Here is a 15,385-nt window from a genome sequence, read left to right as displayed (position 1 = left end):
TCTTAGATCCATTGAATAAGGTTTAGGCATTTCTCTACCTCCATATATTTTGTTGGAGAAAAATATACAACTTTATCAATAATATTTTAAATAACTATAACAGCTGCTATAAATAAGGGTGAAGATCCTAAATGTCCAAATGGTTGTGGTAAAAAACTAGAACTTGAAGATGGAGTAAATACAGATGTACAAGATGAAATTATAGCTTTGCTAGAAAAAAACTTGAGCAGTTAAAATAATCTAGATTCTTGGGTCTAACATAGGCTTTTCTACCTCTGCTGAGGTAAAAACATTTAATGGCTTATATAGAGATAAAATAGCTAAAAGCTGAAGAAAAGGAGCAATTTAAATGAATAGAAGAAAATTCAACATTTACTAGACTTTACTAAGCACTTCCATTCATTTGCTTGTAACCGATATAACACATGTATTCTTAAGGGATGACCTTCTGCTAATTTCGGATGGTCAAAATCATCTTTTGGATTACGTGACATCCCGATTCTTTCCATAACAGCTACGGAGCGCTTGTTTGCAAGTGTTGTAAAACTGACGATTTCGTCAAGATGCAACGTTTCAAACCCATATTTCAAGCAAGCCATGGCTCCTTCTGTTGCATACCCTTTGCCCCAGTAATCAGCCATTAATCTCCAACCTATTTCAACAGCTGGTGTAAAATGTGCTGTGAACTTCACACGGTTTAAACCAATAAAACCGATAAAATCAGCGCCTCCTATTATAGAAACCGCCCAAAGCCCAAAACCCTCTTTTTTAAAATCTTCTACGATACGATTATATTCTTCCTGAATCTCTTTATAGCTTTTTAAAGAGGGAAAATATTCCATGACTCGTGGATCTTGATTAAGCTTTGCAAACGACTCAAGATCTTTTTTTTTCCAAGGTCGTAGAATTAACCTTTCTGTTTGGATTATATTTTTCTGCATGACAATTATTTTGTACCTTTTGAAGGTATTAACATCCGATCATTACACCAAAGCGGGATGGTAAAAGGCAGCCGTGGGTTTATGATATATACATAGTCCTCATGATATAAAGGAATATAGGGCATCTCGCTTAAAAAAACTTTTTCCGCTTGTTCCAGAATATCCAATCTCGCTTCCCCTTCTTCGTAAAAAGATTGGTTAAGTAATTGCGTGTATTCTGGACTTTCCCAGTTACAGAAGTTGGTTGCATGCATTTTAGATTTAAATTTTCCAAGAGAATTCATAGGGTCGTCGAACATGGCAATCCAACAAGCAAAACCCATAGAATAATCTCTCCTGATGAGTTTGTCTATTGCAACTCCAAACTCTAAACACTCTATCTTAATGAAAAGATCCAAAGCCTTTAACCATTGCTGTTGGATGATTTGCATCAATTTATTTGTTCCAGAAGAATAGGCATAATAGTAAAGAACAACAGATGCAAAAACCTCTTTGGTAAGCCCTAGTTCTTTTAATCCTTCTTCCAGCAAAACGCGTGCTTGAATGATATCATGATCTTTAAAAAAAGAACAACAGCGATTTTCTTTTAAACAAGGAGGAATCATACTCGTTGCTGATAGGTTTGCTTGATTCTGATCCATACCAGATATTTCGATTAATTCTCGCCGATTAATCGCGAGCCCAAGTGCCCTGCGAATTTTAGAATTATTAAAGGGGACTTTATCTGTATTAAGATTAATGAATAGAGAAGAGGGTTTTGGCGCACGAGAAATGCTCCATTTTTTTTCTAAATCAGGAAGCGCTTCTAAAGGAATACTGGTTAGACAATCTCCAATTACATCCACTAAACCCTTCTCAAACATCTCTAACGTTATTGCATCATTTTCAACTATGTTAAAAATGATTTTTTCTGGATGTAGATCTTCTGTCTTTCGGTATTGAGGATTACGTTTAGCAACGACTTGATTGCTAGGGATCCACTTTTCTAATAGATAAGGACCGTTACATAAAAAATTAGGTCCTACCTTTTCAGGCCAATGGGGATTTTTTCGATCGTTTTCTATATTTACAGGAAAAAAAGCACTAAAAGATAGCAATTTGAAAAGATAAGGATTCGGTATTCCTAAAGTAATCACAAGGGTTTTTGCATCTATTGCTTTAATCCCCACTTCATCTAGAGAAACAAGCCCTTGTTTTGCTGCATCTGCATTTTTTATAGAAGAGAATAACGATGCACTCATTGAGGGAAAATCGGATCTAAGAATATCTTTCCAGGTTTGTTCAAAATCGTAAGCCGTAACAGGGGTGTTATTAGACCAAACGGTGTCTCTTAAGTGAAAAGTATAGGTGAGTTTATCTTCTGATACTTCGTAGGATTTAGCTTGAGCTAGTTTCATAGATTGGTCCGGATATGCTTTCACAAGCCCTTCAAAAAATAAAAAATGCATTTGCATGGAGTATCTATCTACTCCTTTGCGCGGATCCATGGTTTTGGGTTCTGTTTTCATATTGAGGCGAAGAACTGACATTTTGCTTTTAGGTTTGATAAAGGGAAAAAAGAAAAATGCGCCAACAATGATAAGCACAAAAATAACAATATATTTCATTTGAAAACACCCTCTAAAAAAGAGATCTAGCGTACTTCTTCAGAGAATTTATTGTAAATTTTTATATTTTTTTTACATCCTGATCGATTAGGTGCACCAAATGGATTAATTCTTCACGGTTTAATTTTTTGATTTGATCCTGATCTGTGAACTCAATAACCCCTTCCATGAGCGCTTGCTTTTTTTCGATCAACTTGTGAATGTGTTCTTCAATGGTGTTTTTAGTGACTAATTTAAATACTTGTACACCTCGATTTTGACCAATGCGATGTACACGATCGGTTGCTTGATTTTCACGCGCTGGATTCCACCAGCGATCGTAATGAATCACAACGGATGCAGACACAAGATCTACTCCAACACCAGCTGCTTGTAGAGAAGCAACAAAAACAACACAAGCAGGGTCTTGTTTAAATCTATCGAGCATCTCTCTGCGATTACGCGTACTCCCTCTAATGCCCGCAAAGCCAATGTTCTGTTCTTTGAGATATTTTTCAATGAGATTAAGCATATTTAGGTATTGCGAAAACACTACAAGTTTTTGTCCACTATCTCTTGTCTCTTGCAATAGTTGGACAAACAAGTCCCATTTTCCTGACTGATGTTTATGGAATTCATCGAATTGCTTATTAATGAGACAGGGATGATCGCAAATCTGCTTTAGAGTGGATAACAAAGCAAATACATGTAGATAGGGAAGTGGTTTCTTTTCATCTTCTATTTGCTGCATAAGTTGACTTTTCTGTTGAAAAAAAGCAGCCTTATACATTTTTTTTTGCTCTTCAGAAAGATCACAATAAGAAATTTCCTCAATTTTTTCCGGTAGCTCTAGTAACACTTCTTTTTTCTTACGTCGTAAAATAAAAGGATCGACTAATCGCTTGAGCAGCGCTTTTCTAGCTTGGTCTTGTCCTTTTTCAATCGGATTGACAAATAGATGTTTAAAGTGAGCTTCTTGGGGTAAGTATCCTGGCACAATCACTTCAAATAAGGATCTTAGTTCTAGTAAACTATTTTCAATAGGCGTTCCGGTTAATCCAAGACGCATATGTGCATGAAGGGTTTTCAAAGCTTTATGCGTTTGGGATTGGGAATTTTTGGCATTTTGCACTTCATCAAAAATGATAAGATCAAAGGTATATTGAGAAAGAAGGGTTTTCTCACTGCGCAATACCCCATAAGAAGTTAATAAAAGGTCTGCTTGTGTTGTAAAAAGATCAAAATTGCGCCCTACCCCATAAAAAGTTAGAACTCGCACCTTTGGCAAAAAATTTTTTAATAATTCTTCCCAATGGTATATAACGGAGGTAGGGCAAACCACTAGAAACTTAGCTCTTTTTTGCAAATAATTAAATACAGCCGCAATAAGACCCATAGCTTGATGCGTTTTGCCAAGACCCATCTCATCACAAAGCATTCCTGAGAGTCCATAGGTATATAAAAACCAAAGCCAATTGACTCCTGTTTCCTGATAAGCCCGTAGCCTACTTTGAAATCCGGTTAGATCCATTGGGGTTTGTGTTTCAAATTGAGAAATGCTCTCTAACCATTTCCTGGTCTGCACAGCTTGTGTAGACCTCCCTTCTGGAGCTTTTATCTCTTCAAAAACGGTTAATCGCAACCAATCTAGTGTTGTACATTTTAGAAAAGATTTCGCATCCCATTGCTGTTTACGAATCGCTTTTAACCAATTAAAGCGAGATTGTTTCAAGATGATAAGGCCAGCTGGTGTAAAAAGATAAGGACGATTTCCCATGATTGCTTGCCAAATCTCTTTTGCATCTACTTCTCCAAGCTCACTGATAAACACAAGCCGCATATGCCATTGAAAGTGGGATTTTTTTTTTTTATGTTCTAAATTACGTATTTCTAATTGCAACGAATGTGGTTTAGTTAATTCCTTTTGTAGAACAATAATCTGGTCTACTAACGTATTTAAATCATACAAGACAAAATTAGCCTCTTGCTCTTTAGGAATAAAAGCACTTGGCACGTATTTTTTCTTTAATTGCTGCTCAAAAGCAATCTCGTAAAATCCTTGATTTTCCACATAGGTAAATTCATCGAAGACTTGCACATTTTTATCCTGATACTCGGGTAAAAATTGCATAACGGATTGCACAAAAATTTGCCCATTTTTCAGGCTAATTTCATAGCCACTTTTTAGAATAGGACAGATAGGGGAAAAAAATCCTTTAATACCTTCCAATTCTTCTCGATGCATCTGAATGAATTCTGCAATTCGATCTTTTTCAATCGTTAACCCTGAATGGATAGAACCCGCTTGTAGCTGAGTGCGCTTGGCAAAAAACCCTTGATCTTTTACATAAATCCATGCTCCGAAATCGCTGATTTTATCCTCTGCTTCAAGTATTTCTATAGCGGATTCAAATTTCAGCTGCTTTGATGCTGTCACAAAAAAGCGCAATTGAGATTCAATGGTGTAGACATGTGTTTGAAAGAGAGGAAAATTATTAAGCCACGCTCTATGCTGAGAAACAAATTCTGAAACATCAGCTCTTTCGATAATTTTTGTAATACCATCAAATAACCAATTTTCTACTCGAAAAAATCCTTTTTTTTCTAGATAAACCCAATTGCCAAATCGCGCAGAGGATTTTTTTTGTAGATCTTTTTTTTCAAAGAGGAAACATTCAATATGTAGTCTCTCTTCTATATCAAAAAAAAGATCATATTGAATGCAATTGTTGCCCAAATGCATTGGTTTATTCAAAAATCTCTGTAAAATGGGTGCATGCTTAAAAAATATTTTTCCAATTTTTTGTGCAGAAATCTCTCTTTGTTCAAAAATAGGATCTATGGTAGCAGGAAAAAAGCCTTTTTTAGGAATAAAAACAAAGTCTCCTACAGAAGTCCCTTTGGCTTTTTCTTCTTGTTGCTGTTTTTGGGATTGATCCATTTCGATAAAAAGTTTTTTATCCACTTCATTATAATGAATAGCTCGAATATAGGAATAGGGTTGTCCATGAACAATAAGCGGTGAATCTACTGTTTTTAAAACAGGAATTAACTGTGGCCAATGGACCTCTGAGAGATAACATTTTATTTTTAATAAACCAGTAAATTGAATCGTTAGCCAATCAGGAAGCTGCTTTTCCTTTTCTTCAAAAGAAATGGTATAAGGTTTTTTCCTCTCCTGGAGCAACATTAGCCATTTTGCAAGATCAGACCAAAAACACAATTCATATTTTAGTCGATGGCTAGGATTTCCTTCTTTCCACAATTGCAGCTCTTCAGGAGTCAAATTAGAAAATTTAAGAGAGGTTTCTTCTGTTTCAATCGTTCGTTCAAAAAAAAGTGTATGTAAATATTTTTTGGTTGCAGCGGTTAAAGATTTTATATGAAAAAGAAGTTTATTCGTAGAGGATTTAATTTCATAAGCTTTTTCCTTTTTTCGTAGTACATTTGTTTTATATCCATGTCGACTACAAAAAATTTGACATAAGCAATTCCAAAAACTATGACGAAAACGCACATGCAGAGGTTGTAGATTCCCATTAAAAATAGTTAAATACGCAGCAGCAAGATGTGCACAGGATTGGGTCTCTTCGGCTTCATCACAGGAACAAAATCCCTCTAGAATTTTTCCTTGATCATCTATATGTAAAAAAGGTGAAAAAGAATGTGTATTTTCTTTATCAAATATTTCTATTTGATAGGTCGCTTCTGAAAATAAAATTTTTCTAACAGATTGTTCTAACAATAGCTGTTTAGCTTTTGTTAGATTTTTTTGCGAAAAAGAAAATTCAGACATGATGTAAAAATTTTAAGATAGAGTTCCCCTTATTTGTGAGCATGCCTAGCTATCGATATGTTTGCAATATGCTTAAAAAATTTAAGCTAAATGCAAACTGCCTGAAAATACTCGGCAGGCTTCTGCTAGCATCTGTATATTTCCCTTTGTAGAAATAAAAAACTTCATCTGTTTAGTCATCTTATCAGAAGCACTTGCTATCAAAATAGGCTGTGGGAAGTTATAGAGTTTACTCACAACAAATGCAACGGCAGCAAAACCCGTACCACAAGAAATGGTCTCATTTTCTACTCCTCTCTCATAAGTGCGAACAACAAGCTGTCCTTTTAAAAAGCTTGCAAAATTTACATTTATCCCTTCAGAAATAAAGACAGATCGAATCTCTTGAGCTATCTTTATGAGATCAATTTGATCAAACGAGGACAAAAAAACAACTGCGTGAGGAACACCAACTTTAACCACATAGACACTCCATTCATGGATTTTCATTGGCCAATGACAGATTAAAGGTTGTTTTAAATCAACCCCTATTTGGTCTTCTTTACGCCAGCAGGTAAATACACCATTTCTCGTTTCGATTTCAATTTTAGGTTTGTGCGCAATCTCATAATCAGCAACGCACCTAATCCCATTGCCGCACATATCAGCTTCACTACCATCGCTATTGAAGATGCGCATTTGTAGATCAGAACGTTTAGAACTTTCAAGCAAGAGCACCCCATCTGCTCCTATTCCCAAATGTCTATCACAGATTCTGGGTATTTGAACAAAAAAAGTACTCTCCTCTATAGGAGATCTTCTCTGATCGATCAATATAAAATCGTTACCAATTCCATGGTATTTAGTAAAAATCACGCTTCTAGATCTTGATAACTAGAAACCACTTTATCAAGTAGACCAAATTCTAAGGCCTCATCTGCACTCATCCACATATCACGATCTAACGCTTTATCAATCTCTTCTGCTTGCTTTCGTGTTGCTTCTACATAGATATCTACAATTCCCTTTCTGGTTTTCAAGATTTCTCTTGCTTGAATTTCCAAATCGGTCGCTTGTCCGCGAATCACGGAATGAATAGAAGGTTGATGAATCATAAAACGGGAATGGGGGGTTGCAAAACGCTTTCCGGGAGCAGCACATAGACTTAAAACAGAACCCATAGAAGCAGCAATCCCTGTAACAAGCGTTGTCACAGGTGAAGTGATCATCTTAACCTGATCCCAAACAGCAAAACCCGCATCAACTGATCCACCCGGTGAATTAATAATAAATAAAATAGGCTTACCTGGATTCATTAACTCCAAGTACCATAATTTGCGAATTGCATTACGAGCAGTACTGCTATCTACAGCATCACAAAAGAAAATTCTTCTGGATTTAAGCAGTACTTCATCAATCTTATCATCGAGCGATCCTAAAGGGAATTTCTGATTCGCTTCTTGCCTTTGGCTCACTAACGACATAAATACCTCATTTTTTTCAGTCTCATTTTTAGCATCTGGCAAAAACATTATCTAGGGTTACATCCTTTTTTTTCAATCAAAGATCAAATCTGGATATAGAGGGAACCGTTTTAATAAAATACTTATGTGTTTTTGAATCTCCTTGAGAATAGAAGAGTCAATTTCTACTAAAGAACGGCTATTTCCTTTTTCTGCTTTAGCAGGTTTTGTATGTTTAAGCAATAGATAAATCCAATCTGCAATTTGTATCATCTCTTGCTCTTTCATTCCCAAAGTAGTTAAAGCAGCTGTTCCTATACGTATACCTGAAGTAAACCAAGGCCCATTTTTATCAAAAGGTATGCTGTTGCGATTCACTGTAAAATGCGCCTGTCTAAGAGCATTTTCAGCTTGTAATCCAGTCAAACCAAAAGAAGAGGGAACCTCAAAAACCATCAGGTGGTTTTCTGTTCCTCCAGTAAGAACATGAACCCCATGATGCATTAATTTGTTTGCTAACGCTTGAGCATTTTTTACTACTTGTTCTGCATAGACGCAAAAAGAGGGTGTATTTGCCTCTTTAAAAGCAACGGCTTTGGCGGCAATGACGTGAGGAAGTGGCCCTCCTAAAGTAATCGGACAACCCTTATCAACCACTTCTCTAAACTCTTTTTGACAAAGGATTATCCCCCCTCTAGGCCCTCTTAGGGTTTTATGGGTTGTGGAAGTGATGATCTGTGCATAAGGTATAGGGTTATATTCTCCCACCATCACCTTTCCAGCAACAAGACCTGCAAAATGTGCCATATCCACAAGCAAAACAGCTCCTACGCTATCTGCTATTTCACGCATTTTAGCAAAGTTAATTTTCCGTGAGTAAGCTGAATAGCCAGCGATCAAAATAGCAGGTTTTTCCCGTTTTGCAATCTCACTAATTTTTTTATAATCCAATAAATAGGTATTAGGATCTACTTCATAGCAAAAAGCCTGCATCATTTTAGCAGAAATATTATACCGATACCCATGGGTTAGGTGCCCTCCGGAGTTAAGAGACATCCCCAACACTTTTTGATTCACAAGGAGCTGACGTACTTGCTCGTACTCCTCATTAGAAAGATCATTGATATTTTTTTTGCCTAACTTCTCTACTTGCTTATTTTGGATACGCTCTACCAAAATCGCCCAAAAAGCCACAAGATTAGAATCTGCTCCTGAATGAGGTTGCACATAAGCATGTTCACATTGAAATAGGGCTTTTGCTTCATTCACACAAGCAGCCTCAATAGCATCAATATTGTCACACCCTGCATAAAATCGATGGTAGGGATATCCTTCTGCGTATTTATCCGTCAGCCAGTTTCCCATAGATAATTGCACAGATTCAGAACAGTAGTTTTCAGAGGCAATTAGTTTTAAAAAACAACGCTGATCCTGAAGCTCTTGAATCATTTTTTCTACAATAAAGGGATTATTTGTCTTCAAATGATCAAAAGCAGCCATAAAAGCAATGGCGCTGCTTTTTCTTAGCTCATGAGGAACTCTATTAAAATAGTTTTCTAAATAAGACATCTATCCTCCTAAGCTTACCATAATACGACCTTGTTTTTATCACATTTAGCCAAAAGAGGGAATCCCAATCTGAGAGCAATCTATTTCAAAGAAAGAAAATATAAATAATCGAATTAAATTACCTTTTGTATTGATAGAAAATATCTCCACAAGGAGACATTCGGCCAAAAATTTCGAATTTAAAAGCCATAAAATTCCTATCAAAAAATTTTCTTAACTATTCTTTTGGTGATTTTAATACTTTTTACACCAGGAACAAAATACCTCTAGCAATCTCAAAATTTATCTTTATATTTTTTACACTTGCGAGATATTAGAGAAAACATATAACCTATTAGCCTATAAGTACGCTTATATAACCTCTGCTTTAAAGCTACCCAAAAGAGATACCCATGTTATTAGAAGAACTCAAGAAAATCTTAGATATTCAAGAGCTCGACATGAAGATGATTCGTCTTATGCGAGTAAAAAAAGAACGCGTTAAGGAATTAACCCAACTTGAAGAATTACGAAAAGATTTATACTCTCAAATCACAGACAAAGAACAAGAGATTAAAGATTTTGATAAGAGCATTGAACTTCTCGAACAAAAAATTCACGATATCAACGCAAGGATCAAAAAATTAGAAACACAACAGAGCAATGTTAAAAAAGCTGATGAATTTAATGCTCTTACACAAGAGATGACCCATGCTGAAAGAGAGCGCCTTGCCGTTGAGCAAAAGGTTTCTGATTTAGTAGATCGAAAAGTATCAGAAGAAGAGCTTTTAGATAAGATTAAAGAAAGTTTAAAAAACTCTGAAGAGAGCAGCTTGGCTTTGGAAAAAGAGATCAGGCAAAGTGTGGATTTAATCAATCAAGAAGGCTCTACCATTAAAGAGAAAAGAGAGCAACTCGCAGGTCTTGCTAACTCTGAAATTTTACGCATCTATGAAAGATTATTGCATAATAAAAAAGATCGCGTAGTAGTTCCTATTGAAAATCGCACATGTAGTGGTTGCCATATCACCCTTACCGCACAACATGAAAATTTAGTACGCAAGGGAGATAATCTCTTTTTTTGCGAGCATTGCTCACGTATCCATTATTGGCAAGATAGTGAGTCTACCGAAGGGACAGCTGTTGCCACTAAGCGCAGGCGTCGACGCGCTTAGAAAATTTTGCACGGGGAAAGCTAAGCAATCGCTGTTTTTAATAAACAGAGGAAAGTCTGGACTTCGCAGGAAAAGATACCAGTGAAAGACTGGGGGCTGCAAGGCTACGGAAAGTATAACAGAAAATACACCGCCCTAACAGGACAGGCTGAAAATGCTAGCTTTAAGAGTTAGCCCCACTCTCAGAGATGAGAGGTGAGATAAACCCTATCTGAAGCAAGAAAGTAATGAGCGTTGTTTTTATGAACAATCTGTTTTTCCGCAGAGCTCATTAGAATAAAATCGCTTGAGGGGTTTGGCAACAGACCTCCTAGATGAATGATTGCTCAACGACAGAATCCGGCTTAATGCTTTCCCGTCTTTTCTTGTGCTAGAGGATGTGCTTTATCATACACTTCTCTCTTCAAACGAGAAGAAACTTGTGTATAAATCGTGGTGGTAGCCAAACTATTATGTCCAAGCAACATTTGAATGGTTTTTAAATCCATCCCCTTTTCTAGCCAATGTGTTGCAATGGTATGCCGAATGGTATGAGGTGTAATGGTAGCTGCTAAACCGCTTGCTTTGAGGTATTGCGTAAAATGACGATCGATGGAACGAGAACTCAATCTTTTACCCCACTTATTTAAAAAAACAGCTTGAGGGTCTTCCTCTCTTCGATGAGAAGAGCTATCTTGATCTCGAAGAGAATGGTTTATATAGTTATCTAGCCAATGAGCTGCGGTTTGAGTAATAGGAACTACTCTTTCTTTTTTCCCTTTGCCACGAACTTTGATCAATAAACCTTGTATATTTACATCCTGTCTATTTAACCCGATTAACTCACTCAAACGCAACCCGCTACTATAGAACAACTCCATAATGCATCGATCTCTATAGCCTAAATAGGTCTTTGTATTAGGTTGTGCTAGTAGTTGCTCTATTTGTTGATAACTCAAAGAAGTAGGGATTTTTTTTTCTAATTTTGGAGTAGCAAGCTCAGTTAGAGGATTTGTTTCTAGCTTCTTGTGTTTTACTAAATAGGTAAAAAAAGAACGCAAGCAAGACAATCTGCGATGAATCGTTTTTTTAGAGAGCTGTTTTTCTGCTAAAAATGCTAAATAGCTACGAATCGCCTTTTTATCTACCTTCTGCATTAAAAAAGAAGAGGCATTTTTTTTTATATCTAACTCTGGCATAAGTAAAATTATATTTTGAAAAAAATGCTCAAACTCTTGCATATCAATACTGTAGTTACGCAATGTATGCTGAGAGACCTGTTTTGCAGTGGATAGATAATGCAAAAAAAGCGCACATGCTTTGGAAAAGCTTAATTCAGCCATAACGCTTGTTCTCCTTTTCTATCTATGCTAGAATACGAGGCAATTTTCTGAAATAGGCTAAAATTATGATTACACTACGAGATATTTCTAAAAAAATAGGCGCCCGAACTCTTTTTGAAGATGTAACGATTACCTTTAACTCAGGCTGCCGCTATGGACTTACCGGTCCAAATGGGGCTGGCAAGTCTACTTTGTTTAATATTATTTTAGGAATAGACGAGCCCTCTTCTGGATCTGTAACATTACCTAGGAAAGTGGGATTTCTCAAACAAAATATTGCACAGTTTAGCGAGATGAAAGTAATTGATGTGGTAATCACGGGCAATAAACGCCTTGCAGAAGCCTTGTCGGAAAGAGATGCTCTTTATGAATTGGAAATAACCGATGCGATTGGAATTCGTTTAGGTGAATTAGAAGAAATCATTGCAGAAGAAGATGGGTATAGTGCGGAATCCGATGCAGAAGTATTCTTAAATGGCATAGGTATTCCCCCTGAATGGCATCATAAAAAAATGCATTCTCTTCCCTCGGATAGACAGTTTCGAGTTTTGCTCTGCCAAGCATTATTTGGCAGTCCAGAAGCTCTTTTATTAGACGAACCAACCAACCACCTCGATTTAGAATCGATCGGTTGGCTAGAGAGATTTCTACACAATTACAATGGGGTCCTGATTGTTGTAAGTCACGATCGCCATTTCTTAAATGCGGTAACAACACAGATTGCTGACTTAGATTATGAAACCATCATTATCTATCCTGGTAATTATAACGATATGTTAGTTGCAAAAACATCGCTCCGGGAAAAAACAGAGTTAGAAAACAAATCAAAAGAGAAAAAGGCAGCCCAACTCAAAGAGTTCGTTGCACGCTTTAGCGCAGGAACACGCGCTAGTCAAGTACAATCTCGTCTACGAGAAATCGAACGATTAGAGCCTCAAGAGTTAAAAAAATCCAATATTCAACGCCCCTATATTCGTTTTTATCCCCCTGAAAAAGTCTCTGGGCAAACGGTTTTCAAAGTCAAAGATATCTCTAAATCCTATGATGAGACTCTTGTTTTCAACCTCCTCAATTTTGAAGTCAGTCGAGGAGATAAAATTGGATTGATTGGAAATAACGGTAAAGGGAAAACCACACTCATCAAGCTCTTAGCAGGAATACTACCCCTAGATAGCGGCTTTATTGAAGTAGGACATCAAGTTCAAATTGGTTATTTCCCCCAAAATCATTCTGAAGTAATCGATAAGAAAAGTAATATGACAGCCTTTGATTGGCTCAAAAATAGAAGAGAAGGAGTCAACGATCAAGATATACGTAGCATCTTAGGGAAAATGCTTTTTTCCGGAGATGATGCTTTTAAATCAATCGCACATCTATCAGGGGGAGAAACCGCTAGGTTAATCTTAGGTGGTATTATGTTGTGCAACTATAATGTTTTACTACTAGATGAGCCAAATAACCATTTAGATTTAGAAGCGGTATCTGCCCTATCTTGGGCATTAGAGGATTTCAAAGGCACAGTCATTGTTGCTAGCCATGACCGTGATCTATTGAACAATGCAACCAATAAAATCATCGCATTTGAAACTGCAAAACCATGTGTATTTGAAGGAAACTTAGAGGGATATCTTGCAGCTAGAGCAACTAAATAGAGCTTTAAGCTATACAGAAACAGAGTTTCTTAAGCTATCTGTAAAAATGCGCCACACCTGGGCAGCGCGTACTTTACGCTATTATCATCTTAAAGCTAAAGATACGCTCTACCGCCGCATAGAATCCTGGCTGGAATTGCCCTTACTTGATTTGCAAGATATCAAAGCGCTCTGTGATCGTTATCATTTTCACTTAGCGCAAATAGGTCAATCTTGGCAAGAACACAATCTGTTTGCATCTCATCAGAAATCAGATATCGATTCTGATATCCCTTTTTTACAAATAGGGGTTTACCTAGATAACATTCGCTCTGCTTTTAATGTGGGTAGCATTATTCGAACAGTAGAAGCATTTCGCTTAGGCCCCATTTACTTCGCTAAGCAAACCCCCTATATTGATAACCCTAAAGTGCAAAAAACCTCGATGTTTACCTTTGATAAAGTAAGCTGCTATCAAAATAGATCCTTGAAACAACTCCCCAAGCCTTTAATTGCTTTAGAAACCGTTCCAAATGCTCCCTCGCTATTTGACTTCACCTTTCCTAAAGAGTTTACCCTCTTATTAGGAAATGAAGAATACGGGTTATCTGATCGAGCATTATCTATGGCTGATCAAGCTCTGCAAATTCCCCTCTATGGCTTTAAGCAATCTCTCAATGTAGCTTCAGCTTTTGCGATTGTAGCGGCTGTGATTAGTAATCAGCAAAGACGTAAAAGCTGTTTCATTAGATAAAGCTCTCATTTATAGATACCTATAAACAATCATATCTCATGGACTAAAACTCTTTAAAATTTTAGATTATTCATGGTTCTTGGGAAGAATTGGGGGCAAGAAATGCGCTGATAATTAGAAGTCTTTTCAAGTTTGAAGTGCACAGAAGAATTAAAAAAAGAATAGGCAGGCGATGAAAGAATCTCTATTGTGATTTTTAACAATAGACCTCTTTCAAAACCCATTAACATAGCTCCAGATTATAAATGCCCGCAATTAGATTGAACCGAAGACCAAACCTTTTTCGTCTATTTCTACGGGTGTTTCTGTGGCATCTATTAAAATAACATCATATTCCATATCGCTTTTTAATAGCTCTTTACGTCCAGGCAGTGCAAATAGGGGATGTTTTCGGTATCTCTTCTAAGAAGAATCCTCTAATTGCCTGAAAAAAAGTCACCGACGTTTCGTAATATCGATTGTATACCGTCTTTTCCTTTAAGAGCCTGTTTAAAATCTTTTCAAAAGTAGAGCAATAAAAGCAAGAACCACCATATTCAGGCTTGTATATAGTTTTCTTTCGCAATTTTTCCATAGCCTGCGACATTTTTCTATCCACGCAAAAGAACGCTCTACAACCCATCTTTTGGAAATAACTGTAAAAGTATGAAGTGTATTTCTTTTGGCTATTTCTACTATACATCCTAATATCTCCTGCACACTCTTTGCAAATTTTTCTCCAGAATATCCTCCATCTGCTAAAACATTTTTTACACCGAATAAATGGTTTTTATGTAGTGAAAATGCTTCTATACACCCATTTCTGTCAGTGATATTAGCGGTGGTAATGTGAATCGCATGAGGAAGCCCTTGGCTATCGACTGCTATATGTCTTTTTATTCCTGATATTTTTTTCCCTGCATCATATCCTGTCTTCTCCGCTGTATCAGTATTTTTAACACTTTGCGCATCAATAATTACAAAGCTTGTTTTCTCTTTCCGACCACTGCTTTTTCTGGCCTCGCCAACCAATTTTTTTTAAAACTATTTCAAGAATACTCTTAGAATTTTTATCCTCTTTTTTATTCCAAAGATGGAAATAATAATAACACAATTCCCATTTAGGATATTCTATGGGTAACATACGCCACTGGCAACCACTTTTTAAAATGTACAAAATTCCACAAAAAATATCATATAGATCAACTCTT

At 36.6% G+C, this 15,385-nt stretch carries 10 protein-coding genes, 1 other RNA gene and 3 pseudogenes; 4 read left to right on the top strand and 10 right to left on the bottom strand.

Going from position 1 to position 15,385, the window contains the following annotated elements; all coding sequences use genetic code 11:
* Positions 1–365 precede the first annotated feature (365 nt).
* From RHOW815_RS03125 to RHOW815_RS03100, 6 genes are all read right to left on the bottom strand, one after another.
* Entirely contained in the window at positions 366–941 is a 576-nt protein-coding gene (locus tag RHOW815_RS03125; protein WP_215216897.1) for a GNAT family N-acetyltransferase, read from the bottom strand.
* 5 nt (positions 942–946) lie between these two features.
* Positions 947–2,470, bottom strand: coding sequence for a peptide ABC transporter substrate-binding protein (locus RHOW815_RS03120; protein ID WP_215216896.1), 1,524 nt, complete (start codon positions 2,468–2,470; stop codon positions 947–949).
* 139 nt (positions 2,471–2,609) lie between these two features.
* Entirely contained in the window at positions 2,610–6,272 is a 3,663-nt protein-coding gene (locus RHOW815_RS03115; RefSeq protein ID WP_215216895.1) for a DEAD/DEAH box helicase, read from the bottom strand.
* 132 nt (positions 6,273–6,404) lie between these two features.
* Positions 6,405–7,178 carry a diaminopimelate epimerase gene (dapF, locus tag RHOW815_RS03110; protein WP_215216894.1) on the bottom strand — a complete coding sequence of 258 codons (774 nt, stop codon included), beginning with the start codon at positions 7,176–7,178 and terminating at the stop codon, positions 6,405–6,407.
* The gene (locus RHOW815_RS03105) at positions 7,175–7,786 is read right to left on the bottom strand and encodes an ATP-dependent Clp protease proteolytic subunit (RefSeq protein ID WP_215216893.1); all 612 of its coding nucleotides are present in this window, start codon (positions 7,784–7,786) and stop codon (positions 7,175–7,177) included. Before RHOW815_RS03105 ends, dapF begins: the two co-directional genes overlap by 4 nt.
* Before the next feature lie 72 nt (positions 7,787–7,858).
* Positions 7,859–9,334: a glycine hydroxymethyltransferase gene (locus RHOW815_RS03100; RefSeq protein ID WP_215216892.1), complete on the bottom strand. Its 1,476-nt coding sequence runs from the start codon at positions 9,332–9,334 to the stop codon at positions 7,859–7,861.
* 392 nt (positions 9,335–9,726) lie between these two features.
* Between RHOW815_RS03100 and cdsZ the strand changes: the two genes are divergently transcribed.
* Both cdsZ and rnpB read left to right on the top strand, forming a co-directional pair.
* Positions 9,727–10,488 carry a zinc ribbon domain regulatory protein CdsZ gene (gene cdsZ, locus RHOW815_RS03095; protein WP_215216891.1) on the top strand — a complete coding sequence of 254 codons (762 nt, stop codon included), beginning with the start codon at positions 9,727–9,729 and terminating at the stop codon, positions 10,486–10,488.
* A 12-nt stretch (positions 10,489–10,500) separates the two neighbouring features.
* Positions 10,501–10,850: RNase P RNA component class A (gene rnpB, locus RHOW815_RS03090), an RNA gene on the top strand.
* Positions 10,851–10,862: 12 nt separating this feature from the next.
* Here rnpB and RHOW815_RS03085 read toward each other — a convergent pair.
* Positions 10,863–11,810, bottom strand: a pseudogene (locus RHOW815_RS03085) (tyrosine recombinase XerC); the annotation flags it as partial.
* Positions 11,811–11,872: 62 nt separating this feature from the next.
* On the opposite strand from RHOW815_RS03085, the gene RHOW815_RS03080 reads away from it, so the two are divergent.
* Together RHOW815_RS03080 and RHOW815_RS03075 are read left to right on the top strand one after the other, a co-directional pair.
* Complete coding sequence (locus RHOW815_RS03080) at positions 11,873–13,462, top strand: ABC-F family ATP-binding cassette domain-containing protein (protein ID WP_434062181.1); 1,590 nt, start codon at positions 11,873–11,875, stop codon at positions 13,460–13,462.
* Positions 13,440–14,195 carry a TrmH family RNA methyltransferase gene (locus tag RHOW815_RS03075; protein ID WP_215216889.1) on the top strand — a complete coding sequence of 252 codons (756 nt, stop codon included), beginning with the start codon at positions 13,440–13,442 and terminating at the stop codon, positions 14,193–14,195. Before RHOW815_RS03080 ends, RHOW815_RS03075 begins: the two co-directional genes overlap by 23 nt.
* Before the next feature lie 279 nt (positions 14,196–14,474).
* On the opposite strand, the pseudogene RHOW815_RS03070 reads toward RHOW815_RS03075, so the two are convergent.
* The 3 genes and pseudogenes from RHOW815_RS03070 to RHOW815_RS03060 all read right to left on the bottom strand — a co-directional run.
* Positions 14,475–14,585: pseudogene (locus RHOW815_RS03070) on the bottom strand (IS5/IS1182 family transposase); the annotation flags it as partial.
* Positions 14,554–14,781 carry a hypothetical protein gene (locus tag RHOW815_RS03065; RefSeq protein ID WP_215216888.1) on the bottom strand — a complete coding sequence of 76 codons (228 nt, stop codon included), beginning with the start codon at positions 14,779–14,781 and terminating at the stop codon, positions 14,554–14,556. The pseudogene RHOW815_RS03070 and the gene RHOW815_RS03065, both read right to left, overlap by 32 nt.
* Positions 14,685–15,385: pseudogene (locus RHOW815_RS03060) on the bottom strand (IS5 family transposase); the annotation flags it as partial. The gene RHOW815_RS03065 and the pseudogene RHOW815_RS03060, both read right to left, overlap by 97 nt.

It is taken from the genome of Candidatus Rhabdochlamydia sp. W815 (assembly GCF_018642185.1).
Classification (GTDB): domain Bacteria; phylum Chlamydiota; class Chlamydiia; order Chlamydiales; family Rhabdochlamydiaceae; genus Rhabdochlamydia; species Rhabdochlamydia oedothoracis.
Note: the sequence above shows the minus strand (reverse complement) of the source record. Positions and strands in the feature narration are given on the sequence as shown.

Excerpts from the sequence above, each read along its gene's own strand:
- RHOW815_RS03125 (WP_215216897.1), bottom strand. The coding sequence starts at position 941 with ATGCAGAAAAATATAATCCAAACAGAAAGGTTAATTCTACGACCTTGG.
- RHOW815_RS03120 (WP_215216896.1), bottom strand. The coding sequence starts at position 2,470 with ATGTCAGTTCTTCGCCTCAATATGAAAACAGAACCCAAAACCATGGAT.
- RHOW815_RS03105 (WP_215216893.1), bottom strand. The coding sequence starts at position 7,786 with ATGTCGTTAGTGAGCCAAAGGCAAGAAGCGAATCAGAAATTCCCTTTA.
- RHOW815_RS03100 (WP_215216892.1), bottom strand. The coding sequence starts at position 9,334 with ATGTCTTATTTAGAAAACTATTTTAATAGAGTTCCTCATGAGCTAAGA.
- cdsZ (WP_215216891.1), top strand. The coding sequence starts at position 9,727 with ATGTTATTAGAAGAACTCAAGAAAATCTTAGATATTCAAGAGCTCGAC.
- RHOW815_RS03065 (WP_215216888.1), bottom strand. The coding sequence starts at position 14,781 with ATGTCGCAGGCTATGGAAAAATTGCGAAAGAAAACTATATACAAGCCT.